Genomic DNA, 20,327 nt, shown 5'->3' with positions numbered 1-20,327 from the left:
TATACCAGCGCAGCTTAAGCCTTACTGCCTTTGCTGGGGCGCGCGGTCTTGGGTGATTTCGTCTTGGAAGACTTTTTTGTGCCAGCCGTACCCGCTGCACTTCTTGTCTTCCTTGTTGAGGATACACCAGAGCGCGTCGAAGATTCAGTCTGCTTTTTCGTTGAGGTAGTTTTTGTCGCTGTGGTCTTCTGCTTTCTTGCAGCTCTCGCTGCGGTTCCGGCCCTTTTGGCCGCTGTTTTCCTGACAGTTTTTTTGGGCTTCGGGAGGTCACCAGTGCGCTTCAGCACGATACCGCCGAGTGCCGGAACACGCAGGACCATTGAGTTGTCCTGCCCGTTCCAGGGCTCATCCTCAGATTTGAGCTTGCCGGTGTTGTGGATGCCGGAGCCGCCATACTTCTCCGCATCGCTCGTAAAGATCTCCTTGTAGATGCCGGAGCGCGGGACGCCGATGCGGAAGTCCTCATGCGCTGCGACGTCGAAGTTGATAACGATAACGAGGTCGTCCTTCGGGTCGTCACCTCTGCGGATGAAGGAGATGAGCGACTGTTTGTCGTCGTCCGCGTCGATCCACTCAAAGCCTGCGGAGTCATAGTTGCGCTGATACAGCGCAGGCTCGCTCGTGAACAGATGGTTGAGTGCCGCGATGAAGACCTGCTGCTTTCTGTGCGCCTCGTGCTGCTCAGTCAGGAAGTACTGGATGCCCTCATACTCACGCCACTCGATCCACTGGGCGATCTCGTTACCCATGAAGTTGAGCTTGCCGCCCGGATGGGTCATCTGGTAGAGCGCCAGGGCACGCATACCGGCAAACTGGCGCCAGTAGTCTCCCGGCATCCTGCCGATCAGTGAACACTTGCCATGCACGACCTCGTCATGCGAGAGCGGCAAAATGAAGTTCTCGTTGAAGGTGTACATGATCGAGAACGTCAGCATCCGGTGGTTCTTTGGACGGTACGGGAAGTCGGTCTGGCAGTAGTGCAGGGTGTCGTTCATCCAGCCCATATCCCACTTGAAGTTGAAGCCTAAGCCTCCGACCTCAGGCGGATAGGTGACGAGCGGCCAGGCCGTGGACTCCTCGGCGATCATCATAACGTCAGGATAGTAGCGTCCCACCGCGGAGTTGGTCTTACGGATGAAGTCAGAAGCCTGCAGGTCCTCCTCGGTGCCCTTTGAGTTGTAGCGCTTCTGCGCCGGGTCATCGATACCGAAGTTCATGTAGAGCATGGAGCTCACGCCATCCATGCGCAGGCCGTCCGCATGGTATTCAGCGATCCAATAGAGCGCGTTGGAGATCAGGAAGGTCCTGACTTCACCGCGGCCCAGATTGAACTTGTAGGTACCCCAGTTGGGGTGCTCCTTCTCCTCATACAGCTTCTGGCCGTTGAAGCGTCCCAAGCCGTGGGCGTCCTTGCAGAAGCCACCAGGAACCCAGTCGAGGATCACGCCGATGCCCGCATGGTGGCAGGCGTCGACAAAGTGCATGAACTCCGTCGGGGAGCCATAGCGTGAAGTCGGGGCATAGTAGCCGGTGACCTGGTAGCCCCAGGAGCCATCGAACGGGTGCTCCATCACCGGGAGCAGCTCAATGTGGGTGTATCCCATCTTCTTGACGTAGTCTACGAGCTCGACCGAGAGCTCGTCGTAGGTCAGATATGACCCGCCAGCGGTCTCGCCCTCAGGCGGCTGCGTATGGTTACCCTCAAGTCCATCATCGTGGCGCTTCCAGGAGCCCAGATGGACTTCAAAGATGTTGAGCGGCTCTTTGAGCATGACGCGCTTGTGGCGCCGCTTCATCCAGGTGTCGTCTTTCCAGGTATAGGTGCTGATATCGGTCGTCACCGAGGCGGTGTTGGGTGGGCACTGCGCATGGAAGGCATACGGGTCCGCTTTATGGATGAGCTCTGCCCCTTGCTGCGGCTCAATCGCGTATTTATAGCACTGATCCTGATGTACTCCTGGGATAAAGCCGGTCCAAACTCCACCGGTCTTCGTCTCATAGAGGTGGTCGGCGTTAGGATCCCAATTGTTGAATTCTCCGACGACGGAGACGGAAACAACGTCGGGGCACCATACCGCAAAATTGTAGCCATCCTGCCCATCTTGAGTAGCGGGGTGCACCCCCAACTTGTCATAGCTGCGATACCAGTTTCCCTGAGCCATCAGATACAAGTCATCCGAGCTGATCACATATGTCGGATCCTTTGTCTCAAGAGCCATAAACCCTCCTCATTTTCGAGAGCCTCGATTTATCTTACGTCTCTTTGACGCCCTCGCCGCGCAGATGTTGCCCGAGCGGAGGGTAACGAGACTTCTAAACGGGTATAGTGAGCCTGTGTCACCGTATCTTATTTAGAAGATAAACTACCATACTCCCGTTTATCAGAAGGAGTAAATTATGTCTAAGGAGTCATTCGCCGTTAAGCGTGCGAGAGCGATCGAAGTTTGCCATCGCATGCAGGCTCTCTACGGGGATGTCAGGAGTGCACTCCAGTACACGGATCCCTACACGCTGTTGATCTGTGTCATGCTTTCCGCGCAGTCAACCGACGCCTCCGTCAACAAAGTGACCCCCGAATTCTTTAGGCGTTGGCCCGATCCCGCCTCCTTAGCGCCAGCCGATCCCGCTGAGGTGGGGACGGTCATCCGCTCTATCGGATTCTGGCGCACAAAAGCTGAGCACTGCGTTGAGACGGCCCAGATCCTGGTTTCCGACTACAACGAGCAGGTCCCCCACACGATGGAGGAACTCACGTCACTTCCGGGCGTCGGCAGAAAAACCGCCAACATCGTCTTGAACAGAGCCTTCCACATTACCGAGGGTATCGCGGTCGACACCCACGTCTTCCGTATCGCAACGCGCCTAGGGTTCACCAAAGCCTCGACGCCACTGGCAGCAGAGCAGGATCTGCTGAAGCTCATCCCTCAGGAGCTCTGGAGCCCCGTCAATGAGCAGTGGATCCACTTCGGGCGTGAAACTTGCAGCTCGCAGCACCCGCACTGTGACGGGTGTCCCCTGGCGGATCTATGCCCCTCGTTTGGCAATCCCGACCGGTTCCGCAAGCACGGCAAGCACGCCTCAAAGAAAACGGCATCTCGCTCGCGCAAGCGAAATGCCGTAAACCAGCACTAGGTTGTGTCGCCTGATCGGTTACGCCTTTGCCAGCGCCTGGTCGAGGTCGGCGATAATGTCGTCGATGTTCTCGATTCCGATGGAAAGGCGGATCAGATCCTCTGAGAGGTGCGCCTCCTTCAGCTGCTCAGGGGTCAGCTGAGAGTGCGTGGTGGAAGCCGGATGGATGATCAGGGACTTTGCGTCACCGACGTTAGCCAGGTGTGTGAAGAGTTTCACGTTGTTCACCACATTGAGGCCTGCCTGACGGCCGCCCCTGACGCCGAAGACGACAACGCCACCGTACCCATGATGCAGGAGCCGCTTCGCAATATCGTGGGTAGGATCATCTTCCAGGCCGGGATAGCGGACCCAGCTGACCTTCGGACTGTCCTTCAGATACTTTGCCACTGCGAGCGCGTTTTCACTTTGGCGCTGAACGCGCAGCGAGAGGGTCTCTGCACCGAGCGCGATGACCTGCGCCGCATACGGGGAGAGCGTCGGGCCGAAGTCACGCAGCTTGTTGGCAAGCACACGCGTCGAGAACGGATTCTTCGGGGCCGCATCGGCAAAGACCATATCGTGGTAGGACGGGTCCGGTCCGGCGATCGTCGGATACTTGTCCGCCTGGGCCTTCCAATCGTAGCTGCCTGCGTCGATGACTGCGCCGCCGAGGGCTGCACCGTGTCCGCCGATCCACTTGGTCAAAGACTCGATCACAACCGCCGCCCCGTCCTCTGCCGGGCGATACAGGTACGGCGTCGCAAAGGTGTTGTCGACGAATACCGGCACCTTGGACGGCAGCGAGTTCGCGGCCTCAACGAGCGCCGGGACATCCGCGACGTCGACCAACGGGTTGCCGATTGTCTCGACGTACCAGAGCTTCGTCTTCTCATCCGTCGCCTTAACGAACGCGTCGATATCGTTATTGTCGACGATTGTCGTGTTGACGCCAAGATCGTGCAGCGTGTGCAGGAAGATATTCCAGGTGCCACCGTACAGCGAGCTCGACGCGACGATTTCATCACCCGCGTCGACGATGTTGGTGAGGGCCAGGATCTCTGCCGCGTGTCCGGAGGCAACCGCGACTGCACCGGTGCCGCCTTCGAGCGCTGCAATACGCGCGGCAAGCGCGTCGGTGGTGGTATTGGTCAGACGGCCATAGACGTTGCCCGGCTTGGTCAGTGCGAACTTTGCGGCGCCGTCAGCAGCATCGTCGAACTGGAAAGCTGCAGAGGCGTAGATCGGGAGGGCTGAGGAACCGGTGACCGGATCGGGAGACCACCCAGCGTGAACTTGCAGAGTCTCAAAATGTTTCTCAGGGTCTTTGACAAAATCAGGGTTGAGTTCGAAAGGCATGTGCTGCTCGCTTTCTGTTTGAGGCGTGTATTCCAAATGTGTTCAAGGGGATGTCTCCTGCCCGCGGTCCTGTGCCGCCCGTGCGGCTTCTAGAAGAACCCGGGCTCAATCATTCGCCTGCTCGTGTATGTCTGAATCAACGTTTCCATGACCGAAATACTAGCGCACGCCTAGAGTTTTAAGCTCCACATCGCTATTCTCAGATCCTGCCGTCAGTTATCTATGAAATTGATAGCCCTATCAATCAGGCAGAATATAACAAAAAACGTGTCCGGAGAGATACTCCAGACACGCTGGCAATCAGCAAAATTCACTGCTTACAACCATTAATAGTTGACGCACTGCTCCTCAAAGAAGGACTGTGGATGTCCACAGACCGGGCAGACCTTCGGAGCCGTCGGGCCGACATGCAGGTGACCGCAGTTCATGCATTTCCAGACCTTGACGCCCGGACGCGTAAAGACGTCACCCTTCTCAACATGCTCGATCAGCTTGTTGTAGCGCTCGTCGTGGCCCTTCTCGATGTCGCCAACCATACGGAACTTGGCAGCGATCTCAGTGAAGCCCTCCTTCTGTGCGGTCTCAGCGAAGCCCGGATACATCTCGGTCCACTCATAGTGCTCGCCACCTGCAGCCTCTTTCAGATTGGAGAGGGTGTCGGGGGTCTTGCCACCGTGCAGATAGTTGAACCACATCTTCGCGTGGGCTCTCTCGTTGTTGGAAGTCTCAGTAAAGATGTCGCCGTACTGGTTGTAGCCGTCCTTCTTTGCCTGGTTTGCAAAATAGGAATATTTCACACTCGCCTGAGACTCGCCGGCGAATGCCGCTTCAAGGTTCTTCTTAGTCTGTGACTCATCAAAGTTTACAGCCATGTCAACACTCCTTTTTTGGGTTACACGGTGTATCTATCTCTGTCTGCGGTAAGTTCCCTTTCCACCGCAGTTCAACATCCTATATCCACTAGGCTAACCATACATCATTATCATTAAACCTACAAAAATCTTCTTTTTGTAGCTCGTTTAGAATCCTTTGGATTTCGTGCGTGCTTACTGGCGGCCTACCTGCACACTCCTCAACCTCATTTACCTGGTCCGCAATGCCCTCTGTCGTTATCCCCTCAGGTTCTCCCAAAATTATTTTCAAAATTTCTGCACGCTTCTGCCGGTGCGATCCATCGAACTTTGATTGCCTCGAATACGAAGCGCTTTGTCTTGAGGGATTAGGAATCATTCTTTTTAAACAAGCCCCAACATCGAGCAGGGCATAGTACCAAGTTCTCGGATCATCAGTTGGATCGGTATCGTTCTTGGGACAGGTGGCGCATACAATCGGCCGCAATATTGCATCAGAGATTTTACTTTCTCCACGAAAAAAATAATACAGGAAGACAGAGCGCACATTCGTATCCAGATACACGCTGGGAAGGTCGAACGCAAAGGCGCGGATCCCCGCTGCAGTTGTAGCCCCAATGCCCGGAAGGGCCACGAGTGCATTCTCCTCTGAGGGGATGGAAGTGCCCGCATCAACCAATTGGCGTGCAGCGCGCAACAACGCAAGCGCACGCCGGTTATAGCCCATCCCCTGCCACACATTCAACACCTGGGCGCGTGTAGCTGTCGCCAGTGTCTCAAGCGTGGGGAATTCGGCGAGCCAGGCAGGCCAACGCTTTTCGACGCGGGACACCTGGGTCTGCTGGAGCATCACTTCGGAGATCCAGATCTCATAGGGATCCTGTGTGTGCCTCCAAGGAAGATCACGGTAGAGCTTTCTGCCCTCCTGCAGGACTTCCTTGTGAAAGGCAGCGAGCTCCCTCGATGTAGGGGTGCTCCTCATAGTACCTGAATGCGGTCAGCCACTTCGTCGTCCGAGTCATCCTCAGGCGTATCTTCCTTCTTGAAGTCGAGTACTCCCAATTCTTTGTTTGAGAGTTCTCTCAACCTGGCAGGGCCAATACCATTCGCGGCTTCCCTCAGTGTGAATGAGGAGAGACATTTACGTAGATTATCCTGTGCAAACGTCCAAATTGGATCGTACGTACAGTACGGCTTACGTGGGCAGTCCTCACCATTTTCGCCACAGGTTTCGCATGCGGATAGCAGAACGGGGCCCTGCAGCATCTGAACAAAATCGAGCAGCGTGACTTGATCGGGATCAATCGCTAAATACATGCCGCCGTGGGCACCACGGGTACTGACGATAACGCCAGCCTCGGTCAGAGAATGTTGTATGGACTGCGCGAACGAATACGGAATCCCAAACTCTTCGGCAACGCTTCTCACTGATGGATTGTCACCGGGATGGTTTATAAGCGCTGCTACCATACGGAGAGCATAATCTGTCTCTCGCGAAATATCCATTGCCGCCTCCCATCAAAACTTAAACGTTGTTTACCCTGTCTTCTTTCCTCTTCAGTTTAAGTCTTTCTCTCTGTTAGACCACGATTGACCTGAGAAGGGTCCAGTGTTGTCCGGACCTTTGCCTACAATGCATGTCACCAAACAAAGACATCGAGAAATGGGAGGGCCGGACTCAATGATACTGCAGCGGATCGAGAAGATGGGCATCGCTAAGAAGATAGCAGGATCCGCTCTCGCAGGTAAACCCAAAAGATGCTTAAGGTACAGATCTGCAGACCTCTTCTGTAAGGGGCACTCTGCACAAGGCCATCATGGAAGTGTCGCTCCTGTGGCAGGACCTTCTCAGCGAAGATAGGATCGGCTATAGCGATATCGAAGCTTTTCGCTACCACAGGGACAAAGCATGCAAAAGACACGCTTGTGGGCATGTCGCTTCAACCAGCTTACGAAGAGCTGCCATGTGAGCCTTAAGGACCTCATGGGTTCCATGTGCATGAGGCTCTTTGAGGTAGTGGGGTCTGCCCTGAAGTCTCCCAGGAGCGCCCATGCCGTCTGCTGCCAGGCAGAGGGGCTCTCCCTCGACGAGTCGCTTGTGGGCAGCAGGGCAAGGTCGGATGTGCAGATGCGCGATAGCACACAGGCCACAGCCATACTGTGTACTCAAGCGGTATATCAAGTCTCAAGGTCTGCACAGAGTGCTAAGCGAGCCGGGGGAGCGAGTATATAACACTTCGCGGAAGGCCCACTGATTCAAAGTTAAAGGTTGCCCTTTCAGGTATCGCCGACAGCTCTTGGGTCGCAACAGACAACCATGCAGGGTATGCGTGCATCCTTTCCTTACCCAGCGTTGTTGAGTACACGCCAAGCGTGGTGAAGGAGTCCAAGGACAGCGAGAAGCGGCCTTGTCAATGCGATGCAGTGAAGGCTCAGGCAAGTTCTTACTTTCCTTCTACGGGGGTGTCGACGAAATGGCTGCAGTGCTTGCTTCGCCTGCTTGCTGTGGACAAAGCAGGCGAAGCATTCGAAGCAGGACAGCAAGGCGATGCTCTCAGGCCAGCTCACAGAAGGCAGCTATGTACACACGAGGCGCGCTTGTCGACATGTCCCAGCCTCTCTGGGACTGCTGGAAGACAAGGGCCGAAGTCAATGGTGGTCTTACAGAGAGAAGTCTTTTTAGAAGGGCGAATCCTCACTCCGAGTGCAACAGGGAAATACAAGCTAGCCGCCCAGGCGCGACCTATGATGGTGCTTGCAAAGACATGCATCCATTGCAGGCACCATGGACGGCTACAGCCATCTTAGCATCGAGAAGCGCGAGGACATCATGGTTTGCTGGAAGGGCTATGAGGGGGTCAGCCAGATACGAGGGAGCTCGGACGGGACAAGTCGACCATATCCTACAAGATCAGGCGCAATGGGTGGGTCGGCCCTACCGCGCATCGAGCGCGCAAAGGCGTGCGGACGTAAGGCGGCTGTGCTGCAGGCCCCAGGCTCATGGACGATCCGCATAAGCGCTCCCTGGTCCGTGAGGCTCATGCGGGACGAGCACTGGTCTTCGAAGGAGATAGCGGGCCGCATCGCGATGGAGCGCCCGGACCTTGCCGCAAGCGACGCTAGCATCTAGCGTGTCGTGGAGTCGGGACCCCTCGACTGTGAGCTTTCAGGGGCGCAGGAAGGCCACAAGGCTGCTCACTCATCACGGCAAGCGCAGGCACAGCAAGGGTGGCCAAAAGCGCACAGGCAAGCTGCGCATCACCCATGACATCTCGAAGCGGTCAGAAGAGGCTTTCGGCAGGAGACGGATCGGCGACTGGGAGGGCGATACTGTGGCAGGAAGGCGCCTGCCTTATCACCCAGGTGGATCACATGAGCGGATACCTTGTCGGCGGCAAGGCGGCCAGGAAGACCAGGGCCGAGGTCAACGAAGCCACGAAGAAGGCGTTTGCCGGCGAGGTCGTGCTGACCGTCACGCTCGACAGGGGCAAGGAGTTCTTAGATGCAGAAGGGCTCCAGGAGGCACTGGGGGCTCCCGTATACTTCTGCCAGCCCCACCATCTTTGGGAGAGGGGGACCAATGAGAACACTAACAGCCTTCTCAGGGACTGGTTTTCGAAAGGCAAAAGCCTCGACGATGTCGACGACAGAAAGGTGCAAAAGGTATACGATTTACTCAACCGAAGACCGCGCAAGCGTCTGGAGTGGAGGTGTCCCTGGGAGGTCTACCATCACCAGTCGTTGCACTTGCTCTGAGGATTCACCAGCCAAAAGCATAGCAAGCTTTGGCTTGATGGCCACCCATAATTCACCTGTTATCTAGACTGTTAGAATGAAAATAGTCCCACTTACAATAAAAGTTACAACTGTTATTTCCAGTTGAGGATAGTGAAGCCGCACTGTCTGGCTATCTTGCGCATGGTTTTATCCGGGGTCACGGCATACCCCTTGCGAGCTGCAGAAAGCATGGCTTCATCTGAGAAATGGTCGCCGTAGGCGTAGGCGATTTCCCACTTTCTCGGGCCGTAAACCTTGTCGGCCCACTGCTTGATCGCGCGCGGTTTTGCCGCCCCTTCGGTGACCTCACCGGATACTTTACCGGTATAATGGCCCTCACTGTCGATCTCCATATCAGTGGCGATCACCTCATCTGTCCGGAGTACTTTTTGCGCACACTGTGCGATAGTATTAAACGTTGCAGAAACTAACACTGTCACGCAGCCCTCGCGGTGGCGGCGTTCGATCTCTTTGATCGCCTGCGGACGGTAGCGGGGCAGCAGGGACTCATCGTGGAAGTCCACCATGATTTTCTGGATTTCTTCCCGTGGGCACTGGGAGAGCGCATCAAAGATGACTTCGCGGGCTTCATTTTGCCGATATGGGAGATGAAGCTTGTAGCGGACCCCCCACCAACTGAGACGGAAACCCCGGCGAAACCCTAAATAGTGCCGGTGGTTGAGATAGATCGCGAAGAGGGCACCTGACTGACCGCTGATACAAGTTCCGTCGTAATCGAATACCGCAAGCTGCACGCAGCTGGAACTTGTATTTGGGGTATCCCCCATAGGTTGCCCTCCCACTAGAACCATTACATATCGCTATGCATATCGTTTACAGTCTGTTCTCCATCTTATATTTCGGACGGCGTGCATCTGCCCTCAAATGGATTTTTGAACATACCGAATGCTTTTTTACCGTTGTACAAAAAGAGGCTCCCGTAGGAGCCTCTGAACATGCAATGGCGGGATATGCGGGACTTGAACCCGCGGCCTCCGACGTGACAGGCCGGCGCTCTAACCAGCTGAGCTAATACCCCCTACAGTGCGAAATTTATTGTACACAGAGGGTGGGGCTCACGTCTAGTCAAAATTGAAAAAAGTTTGAGATTCAGGCCCAACTCTTTGGCCTCTGAGCCAAAAGAACAGCTCATAGGCCAAATCAACAATCAAAATGAATCTAATACATCGGAGAGATTAGCCGAGATCTACATCGGTCTCACCGGAATCGGTCTGGACCGAAAGCGTCGAGCCGTTGAGCGAGGCAGATTGGATCGTCCCGTTCCCCGAAACCGGATTGCCGTCAGCATCCGCCACCGGCGACGGTACGGAGCCATCGGCCGGAACATAGGACAGCACATCCCAGGTACCGCCCGAGAGGTTCTCAGGGATAATGAAGGCGCCATTGTAGTGGACGAAGGACACCGGGGTGCCGTTTAAGTCTACGAGCTTCGCCTGCACGTTCCCGCTGTCGTCGAGCCGTGCCAGCGACCAGGTGTCACCGTCCTGCACCAACCCATAGTTCTGGTCACGGTAGGAGATAACGTCATTCGCCTGAACCTGCTCCTGCTCCCGCACCTGATTGTTGTCCCCTTGGTTTGCCTGCTGTGCAGCGTCAAAGAAGCTGTTCATCGCGACGACGATGAGGACGACGATTGCGACAGCAGCGATGCCGATGCCGATGAAGAGCTTGCAGTTCTTCTTGTAGTGTTGGGTCTCATGCTCGACATGGGGACGGTTCTTCCCCTGCAACCGGAAGCTTCCCGTCTTATCCGCTTCTCTGAGCTGGGTCCGCGCCGCTTTGGCCGCATTCTCGGCGTTATCGCGGTTCGTAAGGACTGCGCCTTCATCGGCGCTCAGTTTCCTGAAAGATCCCGTCTTCGCCGGATCGACCCCGATTGGCTGCGGAGCTCCATCGGGCATCAGGGGATCCTCCCCCACGATCGGACGCCCGGAATTTCTGGTAGGGGCGTTGACATATCCCGAAACACTGGGATCAAAGCCTGTCGGCGATTGTGTGCCACGACACGTCGAACGGGCATGACGGGGGGTATGCTTACTTTCGTGATCGTTATTTGTGCTGAAAGGCATGATTTGGCTCTCCTACCCTCTCGAAAGATCAAACGATTGTGTCGCCCGAAGGAATTCGAGCCCCGTCACTTCGGTCGACATATCTATATTGGTCCGTATGAGGTCCATCGTCAAACACAACCGATGGTACAGGTGTTCTTTGACCACAATATATAGAAAACAATAGTCTGTCCACAAACCCTGAAATCTCAGATGTTACGGCGTTCCTCGATAGCGTGGCCAAGGGTCACTTCATCTGCATACTCCAAGTCTCCGCCAACGGGCAAGCCGCTGGCGAGCCTGCTAACCGTGAGGTCCAGGGGCTTGATCGTGCGGTTCAGATAGCTCGCGGTCGTCTCCCCCTCGACATTGGGACTCATAGCAAGGATGACTTCCTTGACGCTGCCGTCCGCCAGGCGCTTGAGGAGCTCCCGCACATGGAGCTGTTCAGGCCCGATCTTGTCCATCGGGCTGATGACGCCCCCGAGGACGTGATACAGGCCGTGATAGCTCCCGGTACGTTCGATAGCGGTCACATCGCGCGGCTCGGACACCACGCAGATGGTGCTGCGGTCCCTCGTCGGGTCCGCACAGATCGCACAGGTGTCGCCGGTCGCATAGTTAAAGCAGATCGGGCAGAAGTGGACCTCCTCTTTGACCTCACGGATCGCATCCGCGAGGCGATCGACGTCGGTCTTGCTCTCCTCGAGCAAGAAGTAGGCGATGCGCTGCGCCGATTTCGGCCCGATGCCCGGCAGCTTACCGAGCTCATCCAAAAGCCGTGCGAGCGCGTGACCGTCATGTTCTGCTGCTGTTGCCATGGCTAAAACATTCCCGGGATATTGAGGCCGCCGGTGATGTCGCCTAATTTACTCGTTGCAAGCTCCTGAGCGCTTGCAAGCGCGTCGTTAACTGCCGCCATGATCATATCCTGCAGAAGCTCCACCTCCCCGTCTTTCAGGACCTCAGGATCGATCGTGATGGAGGTGATCTTCATGTCGCCTGTTGCAGTGACTTTCACGGTTCCACCACCAGCGCTTGCGGTGACCTCTTTGTCCTTGAGGCTATCTTCCGCAGAAGCGAGCTGCTCCTGCATCTGACGGGCCTGCTTCATAATCTCATTCATGTCCAGTTGTGCCATGGTTGCACGCTCCTTACCTTGCCTGCCACAATAGGATCAACCCTCACTGGCAGGCTTACCGGTTGTTACCGTTGTTCTTCTTGGTATCGTCTGGGGAAGGCTTGATCACCACATTGATACCTTTCCCAAAGACATTTTCCAGCATATCTGCCAAATCCTGAGGAATTCCATCAGCTTCCTGTATAGGTACCCCAGGCTTCACATCCTGTTTCTTATGTTGGGTCGGATAATCCGTCGTGCTCACGTGCTGCGGTTGGGGCGCCTTCTGAACAGGCTGAGCCGACTCAGGGGCTGCTGCGACCGGTGGAGCTTGATCATAGTCCCTCGGTTCGTAGTCGACCGGTTCTTCAGCGGCTGCATCCTCCCACGGTGCCTGTTCTTCCTGCGGTTTGCTTTCAGTATTCACAGGCGCAGGGGCTGGTTTTGGCTCAGGTTGGGGTTCAGGTGCCGGTGGCTGAGGCCGTGGTTGCGGTGTAGGCTCTTGCGGAGCCGGTTGGCTGTATGGTACAGGCTCCTGAGGATCTGGTTGGCTGTTCGACGGTGCAGGCTTGGAAGCCGCGGGGGCCTGAGGCGGCTGAACCGGTTGTGGTGCCTGCCTTACGGGGTTTGCTGCCCGCTGCGTACGTGGCTTTGACTGTGAGGTCTTTTTGGTCTGCTCGACATACTGCGGCACCCTGTTGCCAAAGACCGCACTGATCGTAGGACGGACGACGGAGTCGACATCTTTTCTGGTGAGCATGTTCAGCGAGAAGGAAGATCCCGGCGGAAACTCAATCGTTAAGGTCTGCCCATCATCCGCCACCGCATGGGCATTCGTCAGCAAGGTCGCCTTTGCCGCATCCTGCTGTCTCAGACGGGACACAACCTGATTCCAAGCCCGCTGGAGTCTGGCTGCATCTGAGCGCGACGTAGTATGCGGTGTCAAAGCGCTTGTTGCCTGTGGAGCCGCCTGGCGCTGTGCCGGCGCTGCGTCCTGACGATAGGTCCGACATGTTTGGCGGGGACGCGGCTGTGGCGCCTGCGGACGGCTACCTGGTCTTACAGGTATTGTCGGTTGTGGGGTCACGGGCTCAGGAGCCCGTTGCGGCATCGCTCTTGGAACCGAGAGCGCCTGAACTGCTTTTTCCAGTTCATCGACACGCTCAGCCAGACCTTCGAGCGTCAGATCGCCCTGTGGCCGGGCAATCTTTGTCATCGCAATCTCCAACTCGAGGCGCTGGTTTGTCGCCGTCCTCATCTCATTGGAGACATCGCCCAAGACTGCAAGGATCCGCGCCAGACGGTCAGAGGAGCCAAACAGCTTCGCTTCCCGCTCCAGTTCCTTTGGATCCACCGCTGAGTCCAACACCGCAGTCTGATCGATCCCTACGAGTGACACGACATAGATATCACGGATGACACGTGCGAGCTCACGCACAAACTGTAGGAGGTCTTCCCCATCGTCCACAAGATGTGCGATCTCCTCAAACAACGTGGAGACATCGCGTTGGGCGATAGCGGTGACGACGCTCTCGAGGGTTTTGCTCGTGACCTCACCGAGGGCGCTCTTGACCGCCTCCACCGAGATGTCGTCGTCGTTGAAGACCGAGATCTGTTCGAGCATGCCCAGAGCATCGCGCATTCCGCCCCGCGCATGTTGGGCAATGAGTGCTAGGGCTTCAGGATCACTTTGGAAGTGCTCCTGCTTGCAGACATAGGAAAGCCTATCCTCGATCTCCGTAGGCGAAAGCACATGGAAGTCAAAGCGCTGCACACGCGAGAGGATCGTGGCGGGGATCTTTTGGGGGTCGGTGGTGCACAGGATAAAGACCACATACTCAGGCGGCTCCTCCAAGGTCTTCAGCAGCGCGTTGAAGGCCTGGGTCGTGAGCATATGGACCTCGTCGATAATGTAGACCTTGTAGTGGCCCTGGACCGGAGCGAAGTTCACGCGGTTGATGATCTCATCGCGCACATTGTCCACACCGGTACGGCTTGCCGCATCGAGCTCGTAGACGTCGGGATGGCATCCTTCGGCAATGAGGCGACACTGTTCACAGGTACCATCGGGGAGTTGGCGGGGTCCTTTCTCACACAGCAGCGCCTTGGCCACGATTCGTGCCATCGTCGTCTTGCCAGTGCCCCGGGGACCACAGAAGAGATAGGCGTGCGTCACCCTCCCCTCGAGCACGGCGTGCTCGAGGGTCGAGACGACGTGCTGTTGCCCCACAACATCTTGAAAGGTCAACGGACGATATTTTCTGTAGAGTGACTCCATCTAGACTCCCATATAAAAAATATTCAAAGGGTAGAGTTTAAGTATATACGCCCTCAGGCTGACAAAGAACTATCACCTTCGACGCTCCACTCTACCAAGGCCGCTCTACAAACCAAAAAGGAGCACATGGATACGCTCCACATGCTCCTTCACACACAGGTATTACCGGATGGTAAGGCTATTTGACAGCTTTCTCTGTTTCCTTCTCTGACTCAGCATCCTCCTCAGCGATGAGTCTAGCCTTCACGTCGACGCCCTTGACGCTCATTGCGTCAGCGTAGACCTTCTTGCCCGTCGGATGCTCCTCAAGCCAGAGCTCCTTAGCCTTCGGCGCCCAGGCCTTTGCATACGGTGCGGTACGCTTGCACAGATCGTCAGCGGACTCAGGTGCAGCGTAATCGGAGTTGTGTGCGCCGGACTCCTTGACGAACTTCGGGAGCAGGTAGGGGTTCTCGAGCATTGGGCACGGCTGCAGCATGTTGTCGTTCCACGGATAGTACTTGCGGTACTCCTGGAAGACCGGCTGATGCAGGCAGTCAAGCCAGCTCATATCACGGATGTTGGCGTTAGAGTAGTGGATGAAGACACACGGCTCCACATCGCCACGGGCGTTGACATGGCAGTACGCACGGCCTCCTGCGATGCAGCCAGCAACGTACTCACCGTCGTTCTGGAAGTCCATCGCGAAGATCGGCTTGCCGCCGGTGACGCCGCGGATCTCACGGATGCGGTGCAGCATGTACTCACGCTGCTCGACGGTCGGCATCAAGTCAGCATTGGCGCCGTCGCCGACGGGCATGTAGTGGAAGTACCAGGCATAGCGGCAGCCCTTGCTGATCAGAAGATCGATGAACTCATCGGAGCTGACGCGCTCGACATTCTCACGAGTGTAGCAGGTAGAGGTGCCATAGAGCAGGCCGTACTTGTGCATCAGATCGAAGGCGTCCATAACCTCCTGGAAGGAACCCTTGCCACGGCGTGCATCGTTGACCGTCGGCTCATAGGACTCGATGGAGACGGAGAAGACGATGTTGCCGAGCTCCTGCACTTTCTGGCAGAACTTATCGTCGATGAGCGATGCGTTCGTGAAGATGTTGAAGAGCGAGGTGTTGTGCTTCTCGGCAAGCTTCAAGATATCTGCCTTGCGGACCAACGGCTCACCACCGGTGAGCATGAAGAGGTGGGTGCCGAGTGCCTCAGCCTCGCTCAGAAGCTTGTCCATCTCGTCGTAGGTCAGGTTGAGCTGATGTCCATAGTCAGCAGCCCAGCAGCCGATGCAGTGCTTGTTGCAGGCGCTCGTCGGGTCGAACAGGACGATCCAAGGCACGTTGCACTGGTATTTATTAGCATTTTCGGTGGTGTTGCGCAGGCCGCGGAACGCCGCCTCATAGCCACCATTCAGGATTGCGGTGTGGAGCACGTGGGGGTTGGTGTTGTCGATAATGTCGAACAGGAACTTCTCCCACTTGGATCCCGGGTACAGTGCTGCCTTCATGCCACGGGTAGCGCCTGGGTTCGTGTCTTTCAGAAGCTTGGCAGCCATATTGATAAAGGAGTCGATCTTTTTGTCACGATCAGGTCCTGAAACACTCTTGATGGCTTGATCCAAAGCGAAGCTGAAAGCTTTTCGCTCTGCGGTATGCGCTAGCTTAGATTGCATTTCCACTCTCCTTTTTACTTGCGCAGAATCAGCCATACTTTTTAGAAAAAATATTTTTGACGCTGATTCAATTTTCTGACTATGTACTTTACTCCCTTTGTGCGTATGAAATACCTAACTCCATATTCACAACAGATTTTTGACGCAAGTTCAAATTTTAAGTATACCCACACATCTAAGCTCTGCGCAGGCACACCTTAAAATGTCTTCAGCCACCCCAATTTCTCAACATTCTCACGGATATGGGCACAGGCCTTGTGCCACTTCTCCTCTTCCTCACTGTCAAAGGTCGGCACGAAGATCTTCTCGACACCGCTCTTTCCGATCACGGTCGGCAGCGACGCCCAGACGCCGCTCTCCCCATAGACATCCTCAATGCGAGTGGAGACCGGGGTGATCAGTTTGGTATCGTTGAGGATCGCCTTTACAATCTCAGTGGTGCTATTGGCGATTGAGTACTCGGTGCAGCCCTTGCCGCTGATTGTGACATAGCCACCGCGACGGGCCTGCTCTTCCAGATCCTCCCTGTCGAGCGTAATGTCGGCCTGCTTCTCAACCTCATCAGGTCTCAGGCACCCCAAGCTCACATGGCTCCAGCAGGCAAACTCACCCAGGCCGTGCTCACCGAGCATCCAGGCATTGATGCTTGAGGGACCGTAGCCCGTGGTTGCGGAGATCGCGTGGCGCAGACGCAGGGAATCCAGCGTCGTGCCGGAGCCGATCACCTTGTGCCAGTCGTAGTGGCCGCTCTCCTGCCACAGGGCCTCAGCCACCACATCATTCGGGTTTGCAACGCTGACCCAGACGCCTTTAAAGCTGGCATCCATAACGCGCTTGGCAAAGGTTTTCACCTCGTCGGTAGTCACTTTCAGCTCACCGTCGCGGCCGTTGCGGGCTGCGGCAATGTGGCCGGCGGCGTTGACGATAACGTCACAGTCCGCCAGCTCCTCATAGTGGTCATCACACTCAAACACCTTTGCGGAGTGCGGATAGAAGGCCATTGCGTCCTGAAGGTCATTGACCTGCGCCTTGCAGAACCTGTCGTTTCCCTCTTTGTCACACAGATACAGCTCAGATACGAGCCCCTGAGCCAGAAGGGCATTTGCGACATGCTCTCCCACGTGGTTTACGCCGATGATTCCGACCTTGGTAATGCTCATGTTCGCTCTTTTCTCTTCTCCACCACTGGCGCTACGTCCTTTTCACGAAGAAAGTCCGCACAAGGTTTTAAGCCCAACGCTAGGGCAGCATTGCGCACTTCGTACACCTCTTCTTATATAGTGTAGTGATAGTTTGCGCACATGATAGGCGCAATCCCTCTCTTTCAGAGGGTTAACGACAGAGAGGCGCTAAGGTTACACGCCAAGTACCAAAGGAGCTTTCCCATGGGATACAAGACCTACACCTGCTCGCTTGACCGCTGCTGCGGAAACTGCGAATGGCTTGCCGTCCCCTATCCCATACAGCTCAAACGCAAATAGGCTTCCATCGAAGAGAGTTTTACCTCCACGCTGTAGGAATCCGGCGGCACGCTTGCCTCCATTGTCGGGATGGGCACTCCGATCCATTACCGCTTTGGCATTCCCGTCAACTACAGTTTACGGGATTTCGGTGTGACCCATGTCTTAATCGACGTGAATTTGCTGGGGTGTTGCCACAACACCTCTACACAGTTGCCGCTCTGCTGGCTTTTGCTTGTATGCAATGTTTGCGGCAGCGTTGATATCTGCACTCACCAAGATGCTACCTTTGGGTTCGCTATAGGCCGTCTCAGATGTGCTTGCCTAAGAAAAGGTGTGCTTACTTGTCAGCGGGCTTGTATTCGATCCCCACCCATATAGGATGCTTTGGACGTGTAGGTCTCTCTCTGCTGTATGTATCGGTATGCAAGCTAGCGTTTGGACAGCCTACAGGGAATCTGTATGAACGCTTGACCATTCTTTCTGCCGTAGCTGCTCCCTGCTTGCATCCCATGGTGGATCCAACAATCAGTGTGTCTGTGTTCTTCTCTATGAACAGGTTGGCGATGGTGCGTGGCGCTTTGAGCATGCAGTCTTGCACACGCCGACTCCCTTTGTCGGCTACCTGTCGGAACTTGTCTGTGTCTAGTCGGCTTTTCAGATACGCCAAGTGCCTGTTGCAATAGTGGTTAGCTGACTTGAGCTATCGCCTGCCAACCAAGCGCCCATGCTCTGGGGTGAGCCGCGCGGCGAGATTGTCAGCTTCTATATCTACTTCCATAACACAGCACTCATTCAAGCTAAGGGGTTGTCGGGCTTTAAGCACATATTGGATTTTGAAAGCAGCTGCTGGCTGTTTAGGGAAACGATGATTAATTCGCCTCGATGAGGTAGCTGGAGCCGCACGCTGTATGACATCGGCTCAAAATGTCTCGAACCACACAGTGCCCATACCCACATAGATGCCTATCTGCCTGCGGATATGTTATAATTACAGCAACGTATTCCAGCATATCCAAAAGGAAGATATGAGCAGCCAGATGAGCTTTGGGGACCTTAAATCCTAAGGTCTTAGGAAGAAGACCCGGCGGGAGGCATTCCTGGAGCAAATGGATGTAATCGTTGTGTGGGACAGCTGGATTGCACTGGTAGATACCAGCTACCACTGACAGGCGCGTGGCAGGCATGTGCGCGCTGCAAAGACGATGCTTTGGATGTAGCCTGCTTTAGGTCATGTTTGCTCTCTTAAGACGAGGGAACTTAAAGATGCTATCCTGGATTGTCGGTCCTGGTAGCGCTTCTGTGCACGTAGACCTCATGCAAGCGCAGGTGCCAGATGCAACGACACTTGCGAAGATGCGCCATAGCCTTAAAGCGAGAGGAGTTCGGTAAAGCTTGTGCTTCACGACCTGAACTTAGAACTTAAGAAGGCAGGGATCACGGTGCAAGGCGGCTCCATGGTGGATGTGACCTTCACCTGGGCCCTAAAGCTTAAACGAAGAACAAGGACCATGCGCGCGACCCTTAAAGCGCATCAGTCCAAGAAAGGGGGAGTCTGGCGTATCGGATACAAGGCGCATATCGGCGTGGATGCCGCAGGTGGCCTTGTGCATGGTGTGGAGACGATCGCCTAGAATGTATCCGACATATCCTGTGGCACACACACTCGTAAGGGAAGATGATAGGTTTTGCTGCGCAGACTTTAGGCTATATAGGTATAGCGAAGCGCCCTTAAGGACGCATAAAGACCCACACCTCTCATCTATGCGCTAAAGCGTTGCTAAGAAAGCCTTCGACCATAGAAGGCCTTGCCTGTGCACTCTTGTCCGAAAAAGGCATCGAGTCCAGGAAGGCATCCGGCCGCTCAAAGGCAGAAGCATCCCTTCCTCATCGTGAAGCGCCGCTTCGACCCCTTAAGGAAGCGCTACAGAAGGATAGAGAAGAACTCCTGTATGCTCGAGTCTGCCTCGCCCTTGCAAACCTTGCCATGTGTATCTCTGCCGGCAGGCTGCACCTCCCGGCTCCCAGCGTCGTTTGATCTGTCTTGGAGCCTTCTTGCGGTGCATGCGGCAGGATAAATGCCAGGATAGCGGCTCCTGTACATGCTGGATGAGTATCCTTCCCTGCCTTTCCCGCATTCCGGCCTAAAAAAGTCGTGTGGTCGGTCCCCTTTAACACGTTATGGGGCATTAATCATCGTTTCCCTAGAGAGGATACCCTTGATACACTGCCCCATCCAAACGTTCGACATGGCTAGGATAGGTCTGTAGAAGCTACCTGCTTTTGGGCAGTTTCTACAACCCGTTCGTGGGAAGTATCAACAAAAACACGCTGCCCTTTGTCCTGTAGTGTGAGATCAACACTTGAGAGTAGCTGTAGTTGCCACTCTTGTATCTTCTCAATAGTGTAGGGGAAGCTTTCAAGCTATAGGCGATACCCTTTACCGTGTGTAGGGCCCCTTAGGCTTGCAGCATCTTGTAGGTATCGTTGGTTTTGCACAGATGATAGTTGGTCTTTCAGCTGAAAAGCCCGCCTGCAATGAAGAGATGCTGCCTTGTTTGATACAAAGCCTTGCTGTAGAGGTTGTTCGCATATAGGCAAAGACATTTCAACTTGCGATAGTGGTTGGCACTGAGATGGCA

General features: G+C 55.3%; 16 protein-coding genes and 1 tRNA gene. 4 read left to right on the top strand and 13 right to left on the bottom strand.

Going from position 1 to position 20,327, the window contains the following annotated elements; genetic code table 11:
- Nucleotides 1-14: 14 nt before the first annotated feature.
- On the bottom strand, nt 15-2,219 hold the full coding sequence (glgB, locus tag J4859_RS00580) for a 1,4-alpha-glucan branching protein GlgB (protein ID WP_212331720.1): 2,205 nt from the start codon (nt 2,217-2,219) through the stop codon (nt 15-17).
- A 178-nt stretch (nt 2,220-2,397) separates the two neighbouring features.
- Between glgB and nth the strand changes: the two genes are divergently transcribed.
- Complete coding sequence (gene nth / locus J4859_RS00575; protein WP_212331717.1) at nt 2,398-3,132, top strand: endonuclease III; 735 nt, start codon at nt 2,398-2,400, stop codon at nt 3,130-3,132.
- A gap of 18 nt (nt 3,133-3,150) precedes the next feature.
- Here the strand turns inward: nth and J4859_RS00570 are convergent, their stop codons facing one another.
- The 4 genes from J4859_RS00570 to J4859_RS00555 all read right to left on the bottom strand — a co-directional run bounded on the left by J4859_RS00570 (nt 3,151) and on the right by J4859_RS00555 (nt 6,827).
- Entirely contained in the window at nt 3,151-4,470 is a 1,320-nt protein-coding gene (locus tag J4859_RS00570; protein ID WP_212331715.1) for an O-acetylhomoserine aminocarboxypropyltransferase/cysteine synthase family protein, read from the bottom strand.
- Between the two features lie 326 nt (nt 4,471-4,796).
- Nucleotides 4,797-5,342: a rubrerythrin gene (gene rbr / locus J4859_RS00565; protein ID WP_212331713.1), complete on the bottom strand. Its 546-nt coding sequence runs from the start codon at nt 5,340-5,342 to the stop codon at nt 4,797-4,799.
- A gap of 88 nt (nt 5,343-5,430) precedes the next feature.
- A complete protein-coding gene (locus J4859_RS00560) occupies nt 5,431-6,303 on the bottom strand; it encodes an adenine glycosylase (RefSeq protein WP_212331711.1) in 873 nt (290 codons plus the stop codon).
- Nucleotides 6,300-6,827, bottom strand: coding sequence for an Rrf2 family transcriptional regulator (locus J4859_RS00555; RefSeq protein WP_212331708.1), 528 nt, complete (start codon nt 6,825-6,827; stop codon nt 6,300-6,302). Before J4859_RS00555 ends, J4859_RS00560 begins: the two co-directional genes overlap by 4 nt.
- 1,249 nt (nt 6,828-8,076) lie before the next feature.
- Here J4859_RS00555 and J4859_RS00550 point away from each other — a divergent pair.
- Together J4859_RS00550 and J4859_RS00545 are read left to right on the top strand one after the other, a co-directional pair.
- Complete coding sequence (locus J4859_RS00550) at nt 8,077-8,451, top strand: hypothetical protein (protein WP_212331705.1); 375 nt, start codon at nt 8,077-8,079, stop codon at nt 8,449-8,451.
- Nucleotides 8,452-8,585: 134 nt separating this feature from the next.
- Nucleotides 8,586-9,077, top strand: coding sequence for an IS30 family transposase (locus J4859_RS00545; protein ID WP_212331702.1), 492 nt, complete (start codon nt 8,586-8,588; stop codon nt 9,075-9,077).
- Between the two features lie 113 nt (nt 9,078-9,190).
- Here the strand turns inward: J4859_RS00545 and J4859_RS00540 are convergent, their stop codons facing one another.
- From J4859_RS00540 to J4859_RS00505, 8 genes are all read right to left on the bottom strand, one after another.
- Nucleotides 9,191-9,886 (bottom strand): HAD family phosphatase, encoded by a 696-nt coding sequence (locus J4859_RS00540; RefSeq protein ID WP_212331699.1) that lies wholly within the window; start codon nt 9,884-9,886, stop codon nt 9,191-9,193.
- Nucleotides 9,887-10,060: 174 nt separating this feature from the next.
- Nucleotides 10,061-10,137: transfer RNA gene (locus J4859_RS00535), tRNA-Asp, on the bottom strand.
- Nucleotides 10,138-10,294: 157 nt separating this feature from the next.
- The gene (locus J4859_RS00530; protein WP_212331696.1) at nt 10,295-11,020 is read right to left on the bottom strand and encodes a hypothetical protein; all 726 of its coding nucleotides are present in this window, start codon (nt 11,018-11,020) and stop codon (nt 10,295-10,297) included.
- Nucleotides 11,021-11,376: 356 nt separating this feature from the next.
- Nucleotides 11,377-11,988, bottom strand: coding sequence for a recombination mediator RecR (gene recR, locus J4859_RS00525; RefSeq protein ID WP_212331692.1), 612 nt, complete (start codon nt 11,986-11,988; stop codon nt 11,377-11,379).
- A gap of 2 nt (nt 11,989-11,990) precedes the next feature.
- Nucleotides 11,991-12,308, bottom strand: a complete 318-nt coding sequence (locus tag J4859_RS00520) for a YbaB/EbfC family nucleoid-associated protein (RefSeq protein ID WP_212331689.1) — start codon at nt 12,306-12,308, stop codon at nt 11,991-11,993.
- Nucleotides 12,309-12,363: 55 nt separating this feature from the next.
- The gene (dnaX, locus tag J4859_RS00515) at nt 12,364-14,565 is read right to left on the bottom strand and encodes a DNA polymerase III subunit gamma/tau (RefSeq protein WP_212331686.1); all 2,202 of its coding nucleotides are present in this window, start codon (nt 14,563-14,565) and stop codon (nt 12,364-12,366) included.
- 178 nt (nt 14,566-14,743) lie between these two features.
- Entirely contained in the window at nt 14,744-16,225 is a 1,482-nt protein-coding gene (locus J4859_RS00510; RefSeq protein WP_212331683.1) for a radical SAM protein, read from the bottom strand.
- 197 nt (nt 16,226-16,422) lie between these two features.
- Nucleotides 16,423-17,385, bottom strand: coding sequence for an L-lactate dehydrogenase (locus tag J4859_RS00505; protein ID WP_212331680.1), 963 nt, complete (start codon nt 17,383-17,385; stop codon nt 16,423-16,425).
- Between the two features lie 1,697 nt (nt 17,386-19,082).
- On the opposite strand from J4859_RS00505, the gene J4859_RS00500 reads away from it, so the two are divergent.
- Nucleotides 19,083-19,319: a hypothetical protein gene (locus J4859_RS00500; protein WP_212331678.1), complete on the top strand. Its 237-nt coding sequence runs from the start codon at nt 19,083-19,085 to the stop codon at nt 19,317-19,319.
- Nucleotides 19,320-20,327: the final 1,008 nt, after the last annotated feature.

Origin of the sequence: Atopobium sp. oral taxon 416, assembly GCF_018128285.1 — a bacterium.
Lineage (GTDB): Bacteria > Actinomycetota > Coriobacteriia > Coriobacteriales > Atopobiaceae > Olsenella_L.
Note: the sequence above shows the minus strand (reverse complement) of the source record. Positions and strands in the feature narration are given on the sequence as shown.